9 protein-coding genes and 3 tRNA genes are annotated in these 15495 nt (G+C 40.7%); 1 reads left to right on the top strand and 11 read right to left on the bottom strand.

Features of this window, described 5'->3' with window-relative positions; all coding sequences use genetic code 11:
• Nucleotides 1-102: 102 nt before the first annotated feature.
• From ACRWP9_RS14720 to ACRWP9_RS14760, 9 genes are all read right to left on the bottom strand, one after another.
• Entirely contained in the window at nucleotides 103-1977 is a 1875-nt protein-coding gene (locus tag ACRWP9_RS14720; protein ID WP_434926627.1) for a SurA N-terminal domain-containing protein, read from the bottom strand.
• Nucleotides 1978-2187: 210 nt separating this feature from the next.
• Nucleotides 2188-2460 carry an HU family DNA-binding protein gene (locus ACRWP9_RS14725; RefSeq protein WP_226414554.1) on the bottom strand — a complete coding sequence of 91 codons (273 nt, stop codon included), beginning with the start codon at nucleotides 2458-2460 and terminating at the stop codon, nucleotides 2188-2190.
• 262 nt (nucleotides 2461-2722) lie between these two features.
• Complete coding sequence (gene lon, locus ACRWP9_RS14730; protein WP_434929085.1) at nucleotides 2723-5074, bottom strand: endopeptidase La; 2352 nt, start codon at nucleotides 5072-5074, stop codon at nucleotides 2723-2725.
• 133 nt (nucleotides 5075-5207) lie between these two features.
• Entirely contained in the window at nucleotides 5208-6485 is a 1278-nt protein-coding gene (clpX, locus tag ACRWP9_RS14735) for an ATP-dependent protease ATP-binding subunit ClpX (protein ID WP_226414552.1), read from the bottom strand.
• Nucleotides 6486-6617: 132 nt separating this feature from the next.
• The gene (gene clpP / locus ACRWP9_RS14740) at nucleotides 6618-7229 is read right to left on the bottom strand and encodes an ATP-dependent Clp endopeptidase proteolytic subunit ClpP (protein ID WP_226414549.1); all 612 of its coding nucleotides are present in this window, start codon (nucleotides 7227-7229) and stop codon (nucleotides 6618-6620) included.
• Nucleotides 7230-7319: 90 nt separating this feature from the next.
• Entirely contained in the window at nucleotides 7320-8624 is a 1305-nt protein-coding gene (gene tig, locus ACRWP9_RS14745; RefSeq protein WP_434926629.1) for a trigger factor, read from the bottom strand.
• A 324-nt stretch (nucleotides 8625-8948) separates the two neighbouring features.
• Nucleotides 8949-9024, bottom strand: a tRNA-His gene (locus tag ACRWP9_RS14750).
• A gap of 8 nt (nucleotides 9025-9032) precedes the next feature.
• Nucleotides 9033-9109 (bottom strand) — tRNA-Arg (locus ACRWP9_RS14755).
• 94 nt (nucleotides 9110-9203) lie between these two features.
• Nucleotides 9204-9280, bottom strand: a tRNA-Pro gene (locus tag ACRWP9_RS14760).
• A gap of 270 nt (nucleotides 9281-9550) precedes the next feature.
• Between ACRWP9_RS14760 and folD the strand changes: the two genes are divergently transcribed.
• Nucleotides 9551-10405, top strand: coding sequence for a bifunctional methylenetetrahydrofolate dehydrogenase/methenyltetrahydrofolate cyclohydrolase FolD (folD, locus tag ACRWP9_RS14765; protein WP_434926630.1), 855 nt, complete (start codon nucleotides 9551-9553; stop codon nucleotides 10403-10405).
• 85 nt (nucleotides 10406-10490) lie between these two features.
• Here the strand turns inward: folD and ACRWP9_RS14770 are convergent, their stop codons facing one another.
• Both ACRWP9_RS14770 and ACRWP9_RS14775 read right to left on the bottom strand, forming a co-directional pair.
• A complete protein-coding gene (locus ACRWP9_RS14770; protein ID WP_434926631.1) occupies nucleotides 10491-11945 on the bottom strand; it encodes a sigma-54-dependent transcriptional regulator in 1455 nt (484 codons plus the stop codon).
• 24 nt (nucleotides 11946-11969) lie between these two features.
• On the bottom strand, nucleotides 11970-15461 hold the full coding sequence (locus ACRWP9_RS14775; RefSeq protein WP_434926632.1) for a PAS domain S-box protein: 3492 nt from the start codon (nucleotides 15459-15461) through the stop codon (nucleotides 11970-11972).
• Nucleotides 15462-15495: the final 34 nt, after the last annotated feature.

A 15495-nucleotide genomic window follows, 5' to 3' on the forward strand; every position in this document is an offset into this window, starting at 1 on the left:
AGTAAAAGCGAGATAAGTCATCGATAAGATGATAAAGCAAATAAAAAAGCCAAGGTTAAATAAACCTTGGCTTTTTTAGCATCGTGATAATATATCTAAAAATTATTCAGCTACAGGATATTCAATCTGTGCTTTAGACTTTAACGAATCTATCACAGCACGGTAATCCGCTTGGCCATATTGACGTGATAAACCGTCTTTAATCGACTGCAACAAGCTAGCATCAATATTTTCAGCAGCGTTAACTTTATCAAGTACAACAACAGCATAACCTGCACCTAATGCAACGGTATCAATTGACACAGCTTCTGCTTCTGGTGCTGGCATTTTGAATGCTTTATTAGCAATCGCAGCGTCAACATCTTGATTAAAGCGATCTAATTTAGCCACAGTGATTAATTCTGCTCCACTAATAGCAAAATCACCCGTTTTAAGCTGAGTCATATAAGTAGCCGCTTTTTCACGTGCCGCTTCATTGGCTTTATCATACTTAAGACGTTGTACGATTTGCGCTTCAACTTTGTCAAAACTCATGGTACCAGCATCTTGATGCTGCTTAACACGGATAACGACAACATGATTAGGGTCAAGCTCAATCACTTCGCTGTTCATGCCACTGCTCAGTACTTGATCTGAGAATGCCGCTTTGACTAAATCAGGCTTGTTTAAATTAGCCGGTGGATTATCTCGAGTAAACAAAGCTGTTGTCTGAACTTCTTTATTCACTGCATTAGCAGTATCAATTAATGTGTCAGGGATTTCATAGCTAGTATCTGCAAGCTTAGTTTGTAAGCCATAGAATATACTTAATGCTTTTGTCTCTTTAATTTGAGCAATAATTTTAGCTTTAACATCATCAAACGCAGCAATTGCGCCAGGCTGAACATCAACTAGTTTGATAATGTGGAAACCAAATTCACCTTTAACAACCGCTGATACTTGACCTTTTTCAAGACTGAATAAGACCTCATCAAATGCGGCATCCATAACGCCTTGCTCAAACCAATCGATTTGACCACCTTGCTCGGCACTGAATTTATCATCAGATTCCGTTTTCGCTAATTCAGCAAAATCTTCACCTGCTGCAATACGTGCTGCAATCGCATCTAACTTTGCTTCATCAGCTGCATCATCACCACTCGCTGCATAAATATGACTCGCTAAACGCTTTTCAGGTGTTTGATACTGCGATTGATTGTCTTGATAATATTCAGTCGCTTCAGCATCATCAACAACAATATCGCTGACCATATCTTTCACATTTAATTCAACATACTCAAGGCTGACAAGCTCGGGGCTCATAAACTGCATTAAGTTAGCATCATAAAACGCTTTAGTTTCTTCAGCAGTAACATCAGCTGATGCTAAAAAAGGTGTTGAATCAACAGAGATATAACGAATGTCACGGGTTTGACTTTGTACTTCAGCAAGCTGTTTTGCTTCACCATCAAGTACAAACTCACTACCTACTAACGCCTTTAATAACTGACTACGCGTCATATCAACACGCATCATATTGCGAAATGTGACTGGCTGATAGTTCAATTGACGCAATACTGCTTGATAACGATCGTTATCAAACTGGCCGTCGGTTTGAAATGCGGGTTCAGTGTAAATAGCTTGTTTTATTTGCTCATCAGAAACACGTAAACCAAGGTCAACAGCGGCTTGATCGACAAGTGTGTTTGCGACTAAACGATCTAACACACCTTTCTTGATGCCTTGCATATAGCTGTCATCTGCAGATAAAGCATCAAACATTTCGCCATATTGTTGTTTTAAACTAGCACGCTCGTTTTGGAAAGCTTGTTCTAATTCAGTTTCAGGAATTTCAATTCCATTAACAATAGCAGCAGGTACACCAGTATTAGAGCCTAAATAGCTACTAACACCAGCAAAAGCAAATGAAAATATCACAAGCACTAGAATCGTTTTAGCAACAATTCCCTGTGATCCTTCGCGGATTTTTTCTAACATCTGAATTCTCGCTTGTTGCGATTAAAATAAAAAGGCGCATCTCTTGTGATGCGCCTTGTTTACATGGAGTTATCAGACGCTACCAAGGGTACAACCCAATACTCCGAATATCAGTGAACTTAACAACTGACATTCCATTTCGTAAAAAGCACCGCCAAAGCAGTGCTTAACTCACGAATGCCTAACAAAAGGCGACGTAATTAACTCTTTTTAGTTAACAGCGTCTTTTAGTGATTTGCCAGCTTTGAACGCAGGAATGTTCGCAGCAGCAATTTTAATTTCTTTACCCGTTTGCGGGTTACGGCCAGTACGCTCAGCACGTTGACGTACTTCAAAAGTACCAAAACCAACTAGAGAAATTTTCTGACCGTCTTGTAAACCTTCAGTCACTGCAGCAATAAATGAGTCTAACGCACGACCAGCAGCAGCTTTAGAAATATCAGCACCAGAAGCAATTTTCTCGATTAGTTCAGATTTGTTCATGTCATCCCCTTGAATGTTATTGTCGCGCCGCAACCAAATCCATGTTTAGAGCGGTCTGCGGAGGCTTTTTGTTAAAAACTCAACACTATGTCAAATTTTATAGAAAACCAAAAAAATAAAAATTGGATACAGCTCAAAGTCAGATGCGCCAAGGGCTTGGTGTGTCTGACTCTCCACAAACCTAGGCTACCACAGCTCAGCGTTTTGTTAAGCCCCTTTTTTCACTTTTTTCATGCTCTAGAGCAATTTTTTCACTAAAGAGCTACTTTTTAACCACTTCGAAGCCTTCCACCGGACGCTCAAGCGCTAATTTAAGCACTTCATCAACCCAACGTACTGGATGTATTTGTAAATCAGCAATCACATTTTGTGGAATTTCTTCTAAATCACGCTCATTTTCTTTAGGAATAAGCACGTGTTTAATACCACCTCGGTGTGCTGCAAGCAATTTCTCTTTCAAGCCACCAATAGGTAACACTTCACCACGAAGCGTTATCTCACCAGTCATTGCCACATCACTGCGTACAGGGTTACCCGTTAAGCTAGAAACCAACGCGGTACACATAGCCGCACCTGCAGATGGTCCATCTTTCGGTGTAGCCCCTTCAGGTACATGCACGTGGATATCACGCTTCTCGTAAAAGTCTGCATTAATGCCTAACTGTTCAGCGCGGGCACGCACAACTGTCATTGCGGCTTTAATAGACTCTTGCATTACATCACCGAGTGAACCTGTGTAGGTAAGCTTGCCTTTACCTGCAACCGAGGTTGCCTCAATAGTTAACAGGTCACCGCCAACTTGAGTCCAAGCTAATCCGGTTACTTGGCCAATCTGGTTAGCAGACTCAGCTTTACCGTAATCAAAACGCTGAACACCTAAAAATGATTTCAAGTTATCTTGATTCACTTTAACCGTTTTGACGTTCTTATCTAATAAAATTTGCTTAACGACTTTTCGGCAGATTTTAGATAATTCACGCTCTAATGAACGCACACCTGCTTCACGGGTGTAATAACGAATAATGCCTAAAATTGCACTGTCTTCGATATTAATTTCTTTCGCTTTAAGACCATTACGCTCAATTTGTTTAGTCAACAAATGTTGCTTGGCAATATTGAGTTTTTCATCTTCGGTATAACCCGATAAACGGATCACTTCCATACGGTCTAATAGAGGACCGGGAATATCCATTGAGTTTGAGGTTGCCACGAACATCACATCAGATAAGTCATAGTCGACTTCTAAATAATGATCGTTAAAGGTCGCGTTTTGCTCTGGGTCTAATACTTCAAGTAATGCCGACGATGGATCGCCGCGCATATCTGAACTCATCTTATCAATTTCATCCAGTAGGAATAATGGATTTTTAACACCCACTTTAGCCATTTTCTGAATAATCTTGCCAGGCATAGAGCCAATATAGGTACGGCGATGACCACGAATTTCCGCTTCATCACGCACGCCACCTAATGCAACACGTACATATTCACGCCCAGTTGCTTTAGCAATTGATTGCCCCAGTGAGGTTTTACCCACACCCGGTGGCCCAACTAGGCATAGAATAGGACCTTTTAGCTGTTTGACTCTGCTTTGAACCGCTAAGTACTCTAAAATGCGTTCTTTTACTTTTTCTAAACCGTGATGGTCAGTATCTAACACATCTTGTGCTTTGGCTAAATCACGTTTTATTTTCGAACGTTTTTTCCATGGCACTGAAGTCATCCAATCAACGTAGCTGCGGACAACAGTCGCTTCAGCAGACATTGGAGACATCATTTTTAATTTGTTTAATTCAGCGTTCGCTTTATCTTTGGCATCTTTTGGCATGCCAGATTCTTCAATCTTTTTACCTAAGAGCTCAAATTCATCATGGCTTTCGTCAATATCACCTAGCTCTTTTTGAATGGCTTTCATTTGCTCATTCAAATAGTACTCACGCTGACTTTTTTCCATCTGTTTTTTAACACGAGTACGGATGCGTTTTTCAACTTGTAACAAGTCAATTTCAGCTTCCATCATCGCCATTAAATATTCTAAACGCTCGCCAACATTGATCATCTCGAGCACAGACTGTTTGTCTTCAAGCTTGAGTGGCATGTGCGCCGCCATAGTGTCGGCTAAACGTGCAGCCTCATCGATACCAGTTAGTGAGGTTAATACTTCAGGCGGGATCTTTTTATTCAGCTTGATATAGCCTTCAAATTGACCTATCGCGCTACGAACCAGCACTTCTTCTTCTTTCTCCGCTAACGACTCAGATTCTAAATACTCAGCAGTTGCAACAAAAAAAGTATCTTCCTGAGTATAACGGGTAATTTTAGCCCGTTGGCCACCTTCAACCAATACTTTTACGGTTCCATCAGGCAGTTTTAATAACTGTAATATTGATGCAACAGTACCTATGTCAAATATGTCATCTTTTGTTGGCTCATCGAGATCTGCATCTCGTTGGGCCACTAATAGAATTTGCTTGTCTTGTTCCATTGCCGACTCTAAGCAACGGATAGATTTTTCCCGTCCGACGAATAGCGGAATAACCATATGGGGATATACCACAACATCACGTAGTGGTAATACGGGGAGTTCGATATGCGCTTCACGCTCTTGGGTCATGGCTCGATTCCGTTTCATGAAAAGACTTATTACAGAGTATATTGGGGTGATGCACTCAGTTTCAATGGTCAATACGAAAAAAGGAGCCCAATGGACTCCTTATTTTTCAACTTATTACCTAGCTGTATATTTATTACTCGCCAGAGGCCGTTTTCGATTCACTATTTTCATAAATCAAAATAGGTGCAGACTCACCTTTAACGACTGACTCATCAACCACAGCTTTAACCACACCTTCTTGAGAAGGAATATCGTACATGGTATCAAGTAAGATACTTTCAACAATTGAACGTAAACCACGTGCGCCGGTTTTACGATTCATTGCTTTGTTAGCAATAGCTTTTAAGGCATCTTCGCGGAACTCAAGTTCTACATTTTCCATTTCAAACAATGCGGCATATTGCTTAGTTAACGCATTCTTAGGTTTGGACAGAATTTGAATTAAGGCATCTTCATCAAGTTCAGTCAAAGTGGCTACAACAGGTAAACGACCAATAAATTCAGGAATTAATCCAAATTTAACTAAATCGCCTGGCTCAACTTGACCTAAAACTTCAGAAATAGTCGCTTTATCTGCTTCGCCTTTAACTTCAGCCCCAAAACCAATGCCGGTTCCTGTGTTTATACGTTGTTCAATGACTTTTTCTAAGCCCGCAAACGCTCCGCCACAGATAAATAAGATTTTAGAGGTATCAACCTGTAAAAACTCCTGCTGAGGGTGCTTACGTCCACCTTGAGGAGGAACTGCTGCAACGGTACCTTCAATCAGTTTAAGCAAAGCTTGTTGTACACCTTCACCTGACACATCTCGGGTAATCGATGGATTGTCAGACTTACGGCTGATTTTATCAATTTCATCAATATACACGATACCGCGTTGTGCTTTTTCAACATCGTAATCGCATTTTTGCAATAACTTTTGAATGATGTTTTCAACGTCTTCACCTACATAACCCGCTTCGGTTAAAGTAGTTGCATCAGCCATCGTAAATGGCACATTGAGTGAACGCGCTAAGGTTTCAGCCAGTAATGTTTTACCACTACCGGTTGGACCTATCAGTAAAATATTACTTTTACCTAACTCGAGGCCACCTTTTGGAGACGCATTTTTAAGGCGCTTGTAATGATTATATACCGCCACGGCTAATACTTTTTTAGCTTTATCCTGGCCGATAACATAATCATCCAAATGATTACGTAACTCATGGGGCGTAGGCAACTTGTCATCATCACGTTTAGGTGAAATCTCTTTGATTTCTTCACGGATAATGTCATTACATAATTCCACACACTCATCGCATACATACACCGATGGGCCAGCAATCAGTTTTCTGACTTCATGTTGGCTTTTTCCGCAAAAAGAGCAGTACAGCAATTTTGTGCTGTCACCGTTATTTTTGTTATCGCCCATTATTATACCTCTGGTTGCAGCCTAGACCTGACGTCTGAGCTCTGCTTGTCGATATACTCTCAAGCCGTATATCTGAGTTATTCTCACAATTAAAGTAAGAATAACCCAGTCACAGCAAAAAATCAGCTTGTATTAGCTTCGAGTGGTAATTACTGAGTCAACTAAGCCATATTCTGCCGCTTTAGTAGCACTCATAAAGTTGTCACGGTCGGTATCACGCTCAATAACTTCAATCGGTTGACCCGTATGTTCAGCAAGAATTTCATTTAATTTATTCTTAATACCTAACATCTCTTTAGCATGAATAGCAATATCAGATGCCTGACCTTGGAATCCACCTAATGGTTGGTGGATCATCACGCGTGCATTCGGTAGGCAATGACGTTTACCTTTTGCGCCAGCGGCAAGCAAGAATGCACCCATGCTACAAGCTTGTCCCATACATACTGTGCTCACATTTGGCTTAATGAACTGCATGGTGTCATAAATCGCCATACCCGCAGTAACAGAGCCGCCAGGTGAGTTAATATACAAAAATATATCTTTGTCTGGGCTTTCTGACTCTAGGAACAATAATTGAGCCACAATTAGATTAGCCATGTGCTCTTCAACTTGTCCTACTAAAAAGATCACACGCTCTTTTAATAAACGAGAGAAGATGTCGTATGAACGTTCACCTTTAGCCGTTTGTTCAACAACCATAGGTACAAGAGCATTAAGTACAGATTCTGGCGCTTTAAACATTATTCATTTCCCTAAAATAAAAAATGGCTCGTATGAGAACCTCATACGAACCATTATAAATGGCTAACGCCTTATTAAGTCAAGCGAAGGTTACGCGCGACCGGTAGCCTTGTTCATAAATTCTTCAAAAGCGACGTCTTTAACGGTTACTTTTGCAGATTTTAGCAATGCTTCCACGGCTTGTTCTTCTAAAGCAACGTTACGCATATTTTGCATAAGCTCTTTGTTGCCATTGTAGTAAGCAACAACTTCTGATGGATCTTCATAAGCTGAAGCCATAGATTCGATTAATGCATTAACACGAGTATCTTCTGCTTTAAGTTCGTTAGTTTTGATAACTTCACCTAATAAAAGACCAATCTTCACACGACGCTCAGCTTGTTCAGCGAATAGATCCGCTGGTAGCTCAGGCATGTTTTTAGCGTCGCCGCCAAAACGTTGCATAGCTTGCTGACGTAAAACATTCACTTCACCGTCAACCAATGCTGATGGAATAGTAATGTCATTAGCGGCTAGTAAACCCGTGATAACTTGCTCTTTCACGTTAGCTTTTAATGCTTGATCAAGCTCGCGAGTCATATTTTTACGGATCTCAGCTTTAAGCGCATCTAAGCCACCGTCAGCAATACCGAATAGTGAAGCAAACTCGTCGTTAACTTCTGGTAAGTTAGCCGCTTGAACTTCAGTTAAGGTGATAACGAACTTGGCCGCTTTACCTTTTAAGTTTTCTGCATGGTAATCTTCAGGGAAAGACACTTCGATTTCGAATTCATCACCTGATTTATGACCAATGATACCGGTTTCAAAACCAGGGATCATACGATTGCTACCAAGTTGAAGTTCGAAGTCATCAGCTTTGCCGCCTTCGAACTCTTCGCCATCTACGCTGCCAACAAAGTTCATTTTAACTTTGTCGCCGTCAGCCGCATTACGCTCAACAGCTGCATAAGTAGCGTGTTGCTTGCGTAGCGTTTCAATCATTGCATCAACATCAGCGTCATTCACTTCAGCTTTTGGTTGCTCTACTTGAATGCTATCTAAACCAGCTAGTACAACTTCTGGGTAGATTTCAAAAGTAGCAACAAACTCAAAGTTTTCGCCTTCAACTTTACCCGGTGCAAATACTGGCGCACCTGCTGGGTTTAATTTTTCAGCAACAATCGCTTCAATGAAGTTGCGTTGCATGATTTCGCCAGTCACATCTTGACGAATTGCAGCACCATAACGTTTTTCAATTACTGAAGCAGGTACTTTACCTGGGCGAAAGCCAGGAATACGTGCACGCTTAGCTTCACGTAATAAATTGTCTTTTACCACTTTCTCAATTTGTCCAGCAGGAACAGAAATGGTTAGGCGACGCTCTAGGCCTTGAGTTGTTTCAACAGAAACTTGCATTGTTTTACCTCGAAATATGTCTAACGTCCTTTGTAGTAGTCGACATTTCAACTACTCAGTATTCGTTTCTTGACCATGGTTTTGACTAGAAGACCCAGCACAGCTATTTATAAATGCTGAAAACGCTGTTGGCACTAGTAGCTCATAATTGATATTTATCAAGACGCGACATTATAGCTAGCGTTTTTTGCTTAGTCGAGCATCAATAGTGGCTTTTAAGACATAAAAAAAGCGACCTAAGGTCGCTTTCGATATAATCGAACAAATTACGTTCGATTGGTTCATCATATTAATATTCTTCTTTAAATACTAATTTGAGAATAATGGGGTGACTGATGGGGTTCGAACCCACGACAACCGGAATCACAATCCGGGACTCTACCAACTGAGCTACAATCACCACTGAAATGGTACACCCGGCAGGATTCGAACCTGCGACCACCCGCTTAGAAGGCGGGTGCTCTATCCAACTGAGCTACGGGCGCATGGTACAGTTTTCACTGTTTCCTGTCTGGCTTAACAAGTTTATCACTTGTCACGTTATCTTTTTAGTATAAACATAAAAAAATAACTTAAATTTGGTCGGTGATAGAGGATTCGAACCTCTGACCCTCTCGTCCCAAACGAGATGCGCTACCGGGCTGCGCTAATCACCGAAACGTTATTTAAGAAAATATAATGCTATATAGTCTCAAGAACGGAGCGCATATTAACGAGTCACTTTGCTAGCGTCAACGATTTTTTTAATAGAATAATCTATATGGTGCTTTAAACAGCAAAATAATGATTAGCATCATAGCGCGAATAGTTTATTCACTGTATTTTCCTAGTCTAGCAAATGACACTCTTTCATACGCCTGTTAGAATAGCGTCCGATTAACCATCACCAATCTATACCTGTGTCTCTCAAAGGAAACTCTACAGCCATGTCTGCTCAAATTATTGACGGTAAAGCCATTGCACAATCTATCCGCAACACTCTTAAACAAAAAGTCACCGCTCGAAAAGACGCGGGACTTCGTGCACCCGGACTGGCGGTGATTTTAGTCGGCAGTGATGCTGCGTCACAAGTTTATGTCGGCAGCAAGCGTAAGGCCTGCGAAGAAGTCGGTTTTGAATCACAATCCTTTGATCTTGATGTATCTTCAACAGAAGCAGACTTACTGGCATTAATCGATAAATGCAATGCAGATCCTGCAATTGACGGTATTTTAGTGCAATTACCTTTGCCAGCACATATTGACGACTCTAAAGTCATAGAGCACATTCGTCCGGACAAAGATGTAGATGGTTTTCACCCTTACAACGTGGGTCGTTTAGCGCAACGCATTCCTGTGCTGCGTTCTTGTACGCCGATGGGTATTATGACCCTGATAAAATCAACCGGTATTGATACCTATGGCTTAGATGCCACCGTTGTTGGCGCATCTAATATTGTCGGTAGACCGATGACATTGGAGTTATTACTGGCTGGTTGCACCACGACAACATGCCATCGTTTTACAAAAAATCTAGAACAAAAAGTGCGTCAAGCCGACCTTGTGGTTGTTGCAGTGGGTAAACCTGGCTTTATACCAGGAGAATGGATCAAGCCTGGTGCAATCGTGATTGATGTTGGTATTAACCGTTTAGACAATGGTAGCTTAGTCGGTGATGTCCAATATGGTATAGCCGCACAAAATGCAGCCTTTATTACCCCCGTTCCTGGCGGCGTTGGCCCGATGACCATTGCTAGTTTGCTTGAAAATACCCTATATGCTTGTGAGCAATACCACAGCTAACAGGTTAGAAAAGCTTGTATGAAAAATGCCTGCTTTGATAGCAGGCATTTTTATTGTAGAAAATAATAACCCTAGTTCAGCTTAGTTATACCTGCTCCATTTCATCCCAGGATTGTTTTTTACGATAAATAGTCGATGGACTGATATCTAACATTGCAGCCGCTTTAGGGATATTTCCTTCACATAAGTTAATTGCATTTTCTATAGTGCGCTTTTCTGTTTTCCACAATGGCTCGATAACCTGCTCTGTTGTTATATCCGTATCATGCAGAATAACAGCCGCAGTGTCATGTGCTGCAATTGAGGATGAGCTAACTTGCTCTACTACCTTAGTGTTAGGGGCTATTGACGCTGCTACTCGAGTTTTTCCATCATTGACAATACGTGCAGGCAACATGGTGATATCCACTTCAACGGCCTCATTGAGCACCACAATTTGACGGATCACATTTTGAAGCTGCCTGACATTGCCAGGCCAGTGATAGTCACTCAACACTTTTTGCACCATCTGGTCAAAGCCTTTAAACGGTTTGCCTTCTTCTTTAGCGTATTGTCCAAGCAGTTTATTGGCGATTAACATAATATCTTTACCGCGTTGATTTAACGGCGGCAACTCAATAGGAATAACATGCAAACGATAATATAAATCTTCTCTAAACAAGCCATCTTGCACCTGCTGCCAAGGATCTTTATTGGTTGCGCTAACAAACCTCACATCCACCTTTTCATCTTTAGAGCCACCCACACGGCGGAATACTCCGGTTTGAATAAAGCGCAACAGTTTACTTTGCAACTCTAAATCCATTTCACAAATTTCATCTAAAAATAATGTTCCGCCATCGGCCTGGGTTGCGGCACCATCGCGCTGACTCACTGCCCCCGTAAACGCCCCTTTGGTATGTCCAAAGATTTGGCTTTCAATTAAATCCTTTGGAATTGAGGCACAGTTTAACGCAATAAATGCCTTATTTTTACGATTGCCTGCATTATGAATCGCTTGTGCACAAACCTCTTTACCTGTGCCGCTTTCGCCGAATATAAATACCGATGCTTTACTGTTTGCCACACAATCAATGGTTTTATAAACGGTTTGCATTGCCAGCGACTCGCCAATAAACCCTTGGTAGTTAGCCTTGGGTAAACTGTTCTCATATTGAGAGACTAGTTTGACAAGCTGACGTTGCTTCATTGCATTGCGAACCGTAATTGCTAACCGCTTACTGTCAAATGGCTTAACCAGAAAATCAAACGCACCAGAGCGCATAGCATCAACGGCAATATCAATCGTTCCATGGGCTGTTATCATAATGACTGTCATCTCTGGATGACTTTGCTGGACCTGTAAAAGAATATCCATACCGGACATGTCTGGCAGTTTGATATCTAAAATAAGCAAATCAGGTGGTTGACGGTCAATTTCTTTTATCGCATCGGCGCCATATTGCACTAATGTGACGTCAGCACCTTCGCTGCACAAGTATTCAGTATATAACGCACCTAGCGACATACTATCTTCAACTAAAATGACTCGAAATCCCATAATATTCCTCTGAAGTATTAGAGTTTATTCTTCTGTATTCAATAAATAAGTTTGTTTAATCGCAGCAATACTCTGCTCTGCAATGTTAATGGTTTGTTCAATTAGTGGATTAATTGGCTGCTGTTTAAGCCTTGCAGCCGCTTCTAATACTTTGGCCACTTCATATAATCTTGTGACACCAAAACTACCCGAGCTACTCTTTAAAGTATGAGCTTCATCTTCTATTTTACTAAAATCATCATCTGCGTTTATGTTATTTAATATGTCGATACGCATTTGGGTTTCTTGACACAAAACGTCTAACATTTTTTTCAAACTGGGTTCACCAATCACCTCAATTAAACTGTTTATCACATTGCTATCGATTATCGGCGTTTGAGAGTGATCCAAAAGCGCTACCTTTATTGGCTTCTGCAATGGGATTTGAAGGTCAATATTCAGATGACTTTTCACTTCCATGCTAGGCGCGAGTTGTAAATCTAAGGTTTGGGTTGTTTTTGGTGATGGGTTAACAGTCTTGTGGCGTAGCTTTGCGGTATTTAACCACTGCGCCACCGTTTGAATTAGCACTTTGCTGTTAACTGGTTTACCAATGAAATCAAGCATTCCCGCTTGAGTACAAGCTGCTAATTCTTCTTTAAACACATTTGCTGTCATCGCTAAAATAATTTGTTGTGGTTTATGCTGCAAAATTTTACTGGTGGCTTCTAAACCATCCATTTCAGGCATACGAATATCCATCAAAATAATGTCATAATCATCCGCTAGTGCCATTTTAACTGCTTCTATACCATTATTAGCATAGGCTAGTTCTGCACCTTGCTTAGTTAACATGGTGCCCGCAACCATCTGATTTGCAGGACTATCTTCGGCTAATAAAATTTTACTATTGGTAGGGAAGACAGTTATTTCCTGTGATTCAATTTCAATATGACTCTCTTGAGTTGCACCACTGATCAAATTCAATAACATGGCTCGACTAAGGGGTTTATTGACAACTTGCTCAATGCCAATGTCATTTAACACTTGTGATATTTGAGCATTTACACCTGTGCTGAGCGCCGCTAAAATCCCCTTGGGTAATAAAAAGTCCTGGTTCAATACTTTCAGCAACTTAGCATCGACCGTCATCATGCAAGAATCATCTATTAAAATCAGATCGAATCGTCCACGGATCTCAGAGTGTTTATAAACTTTAGCAACATCATTAATATAGATAGTTTCAACGCCATATTGAACGTATTGCTTTTTAACTAATTTACACAGCTGTTCATTGGGATGAATAATTAATACCCTAGCATGCTCTGGTAAACGAACATAATGACTCGATGTTTCAGAGCTTTCATCAAGGGTCACCATCACATTGAATCGACTGCCTGTTCCCAATTCGCTTTCAACCGATATAGTACCGTCCATCATACGCACTAACTCGGCACTAATGGCCAAGCCTAACCCAGTACCTTTATAATTAGTTGTATGGGTGTCGTGTACCTGAGAAAATTCAGCAAATAATTTATCCTGAGCTTCTTTACTGATGCCAATACCTTGATCCGTTATCGCACAACATAATTCAACTCGTTCTTTATGGCTATCGGGGATCCACATTTCTACTGTAATACAGCCAGAATTAGAAAACTTAATCGCATTATCAACTAAATTATGGATAACTTGTCGAAGTCGCTGCGGATCACCAACCAACAGCTGTGGTACATTTCGGTTAATAAAGCTGGCTAGATGCACCCCTTTATCAAGTGCTTTACTCTCTAAAATCTGTAATACCTGAGCCACCAACTTATCTGGTTCAAATTCATGGCACTCCAACACCATTTGGCCCGCTTCAATTTTAGAGAAATCCAAAATATCATTAATGGTATTAAGTAAAGCATCACCCGCTTCTTTGGCCATAGTGGCATATACACGCTGTTCTTTTAACAGAGTTGAATGAAGCAATAGCTCAACACTGCCAAGCACCGCGTTCAGTGGCGAGCGGATCTCATGACTCATAGTCGCCAGAAAGCGCGATTTTGCTTTACTGCCCGCTTCGGCTTGTTCTTTAGCAAGACGTAATTCTTCTTCTTTGGATTTTTGCTCAGAAATGTCATGTAAAAATGCTGTAAACAAAGTATCGTCACCTAATTGAATAGGGATCACCCTAAGCTCAATAGGAAACTCTTCGCCTGCTTTGTTATGAGCAGGTACCTCAACACGCTTATTCAAAACAGCGCCCTGCCCAGTTTGGCGAAAATGCTCCATGCCTTTTTTATGCGCTTGTTGGAAAGCCTTAGGGATAATAAGTTCTTCTAAATGCTTACCGATAACTTCATCACGGCTAAAGCCAAATAATTTAACCGCTGCGGTATTAAACTCCACAATGCTACCAGTAATATCTATGGTGATTAATGCATCTTGACTAGCTTCTAAGGTCGCTAATAATATCGACTGAGTTCGCTCAGCAGCTTCTTGATTGAGCTTAATTTCGGTAAGGTTTTTAAGGAAACCTAAAAATAAAACTTGTTCATCAATAATCATTTTTGAAATAGATAGCTCAACTGGAAACTGTCGGCCATCTTTATGCTCAACCTTTAACTCCTGTCCTACGCCGATAATTTTAGCTCCGCCCCCTTCTAAATAACGTTTCATATACCCATCATGCATATGACGCTCATTCATAGGCATCAATTTAACCACATTTTGACCCACTAACTCTTCTTTAGTGTAACCAAAAAGATTTGTAACAGACTGGTTTGCCTCACTAATAACACCATCAAGATTAATGACAATAAACCCATCAGCGGCAGACTCTAGAATGGTATTCAGGCGAATATTCGCCCCTGTTAATGCATGTGTTCTGGCATCGACATTACGTACCATCTGATTAAAGGCTATGGTTGTTTGTGCAACTTCGTCTTGACCAGACACAGGAATTTGAACGCCTGTTTGGCCGTCTAATATTAACTTAGATGCATTTTGCAATAGAGATAAATTGCGGGTTAAATAGGTGCCTAACAACCAGGAAAATAAAGCCACCAGCAGCATTTCAAGTACAGCAATAGAAAAGAAGCGCGTAGAGGCTTGAAGCAGTAATGCATCAAAACCAGAACGGTCAAAGCCAATTTTAACTGAACCAACATCACTCTTTTGATTAATTATTGGCATTTCAATATTAAAAATATGATCATTTTTATTTGACGACGCAAGCTCATTCCCTCCCCAAACAGCAGTGTCATCCTCTTTATGCATAGCAACGATTAAGTCATCACCTTTATAAATATAGACATAGGCAATCTCTTGCTGCTGGCTCAGTTCTGTTACAAGAAGGGTTAACTTAGGTTTATTAACGTCAACTAATGCATCCTTAGCGACAACAGAAAACAAACTCACCGTCAGTTGAGCACGCTTTTCAACTTCAATCTGATTTGATTTTTTAAGGTAACTGACACTGGTATAAACCAATAAAAGAAGCAACACGCCCTCGATAATTGCAATGCCTAAAATTGTTTTTAATCTAAAAGACAAATTATTGCTCCCTTTGTTAGCTGACCACTAAAAC

The organism is Shewanella sp. HL-SH2 (assembly GCF_051164935.1).
Classification (GTDB): Bacteria; Pseudomonadota; Gammaproteobacteria; order Enterobacterales; family Shewanellaceae; genus Shewanella; species Shewanella glacialimarina.

Bases quoted from the DNA above. Each gene is read 5' to 3' on its own strand.
- ACRWP9_RS14720 (WP_434926627.1), bottom strand. From the start codon at position 1,977: ATGTTAGAAAAAATCCGCGAAGGATCACAGGGAATTGTTGCTAAAACG.
- ACRWP9_RS14725 (WP_226414554.1), bottom strand. From the start codon at position 2,460: ATGAACAAATCTGAACTAATCGAGAAAATTGCTTCTGGTGCTGATATT.
- lon (WP_434929085.1), bottom strand. From the start codon at position 5,074: ATGACCCAAGAGCGTGAAGCGCATATCGAACTCCCCGTATTACCACTA.
- clpX (WP_226414552.1), bottom strand. From the start codon at position 6,485: ATGGGCGATAACAAAAATAACGGTGACAGCACAAAATTGCTGTACTGC.
- clpP (WP_226414549.1), bottom strand. From the start codon at position 7,229: ATGTTTAAAGCGCCAGAATCTGTACTTAATGCTCTTGTACCTATGGTT.
- tig (WP_434926629.1), bottom strand. From the start codon at position 8,624: ATGCAAGTTTCTGTTGAAACAACTCAAGGCCTAGAGCGTCGCCTAACC.
- folD (WP_434926630.1), top strand. From the start codon at position 9,551: ATGTCTGCTCAAATTATTGACGGTAAAGCCATTGCACAATCTATCCGC.
- ACRWP9_RS14770 (WP_434926631.1), bottom strand. From the start codon at position 11,945: ATGGGATTTCGAGTCATTTTAGTTGAAGATAGTATGTCGCTAGGTGCG.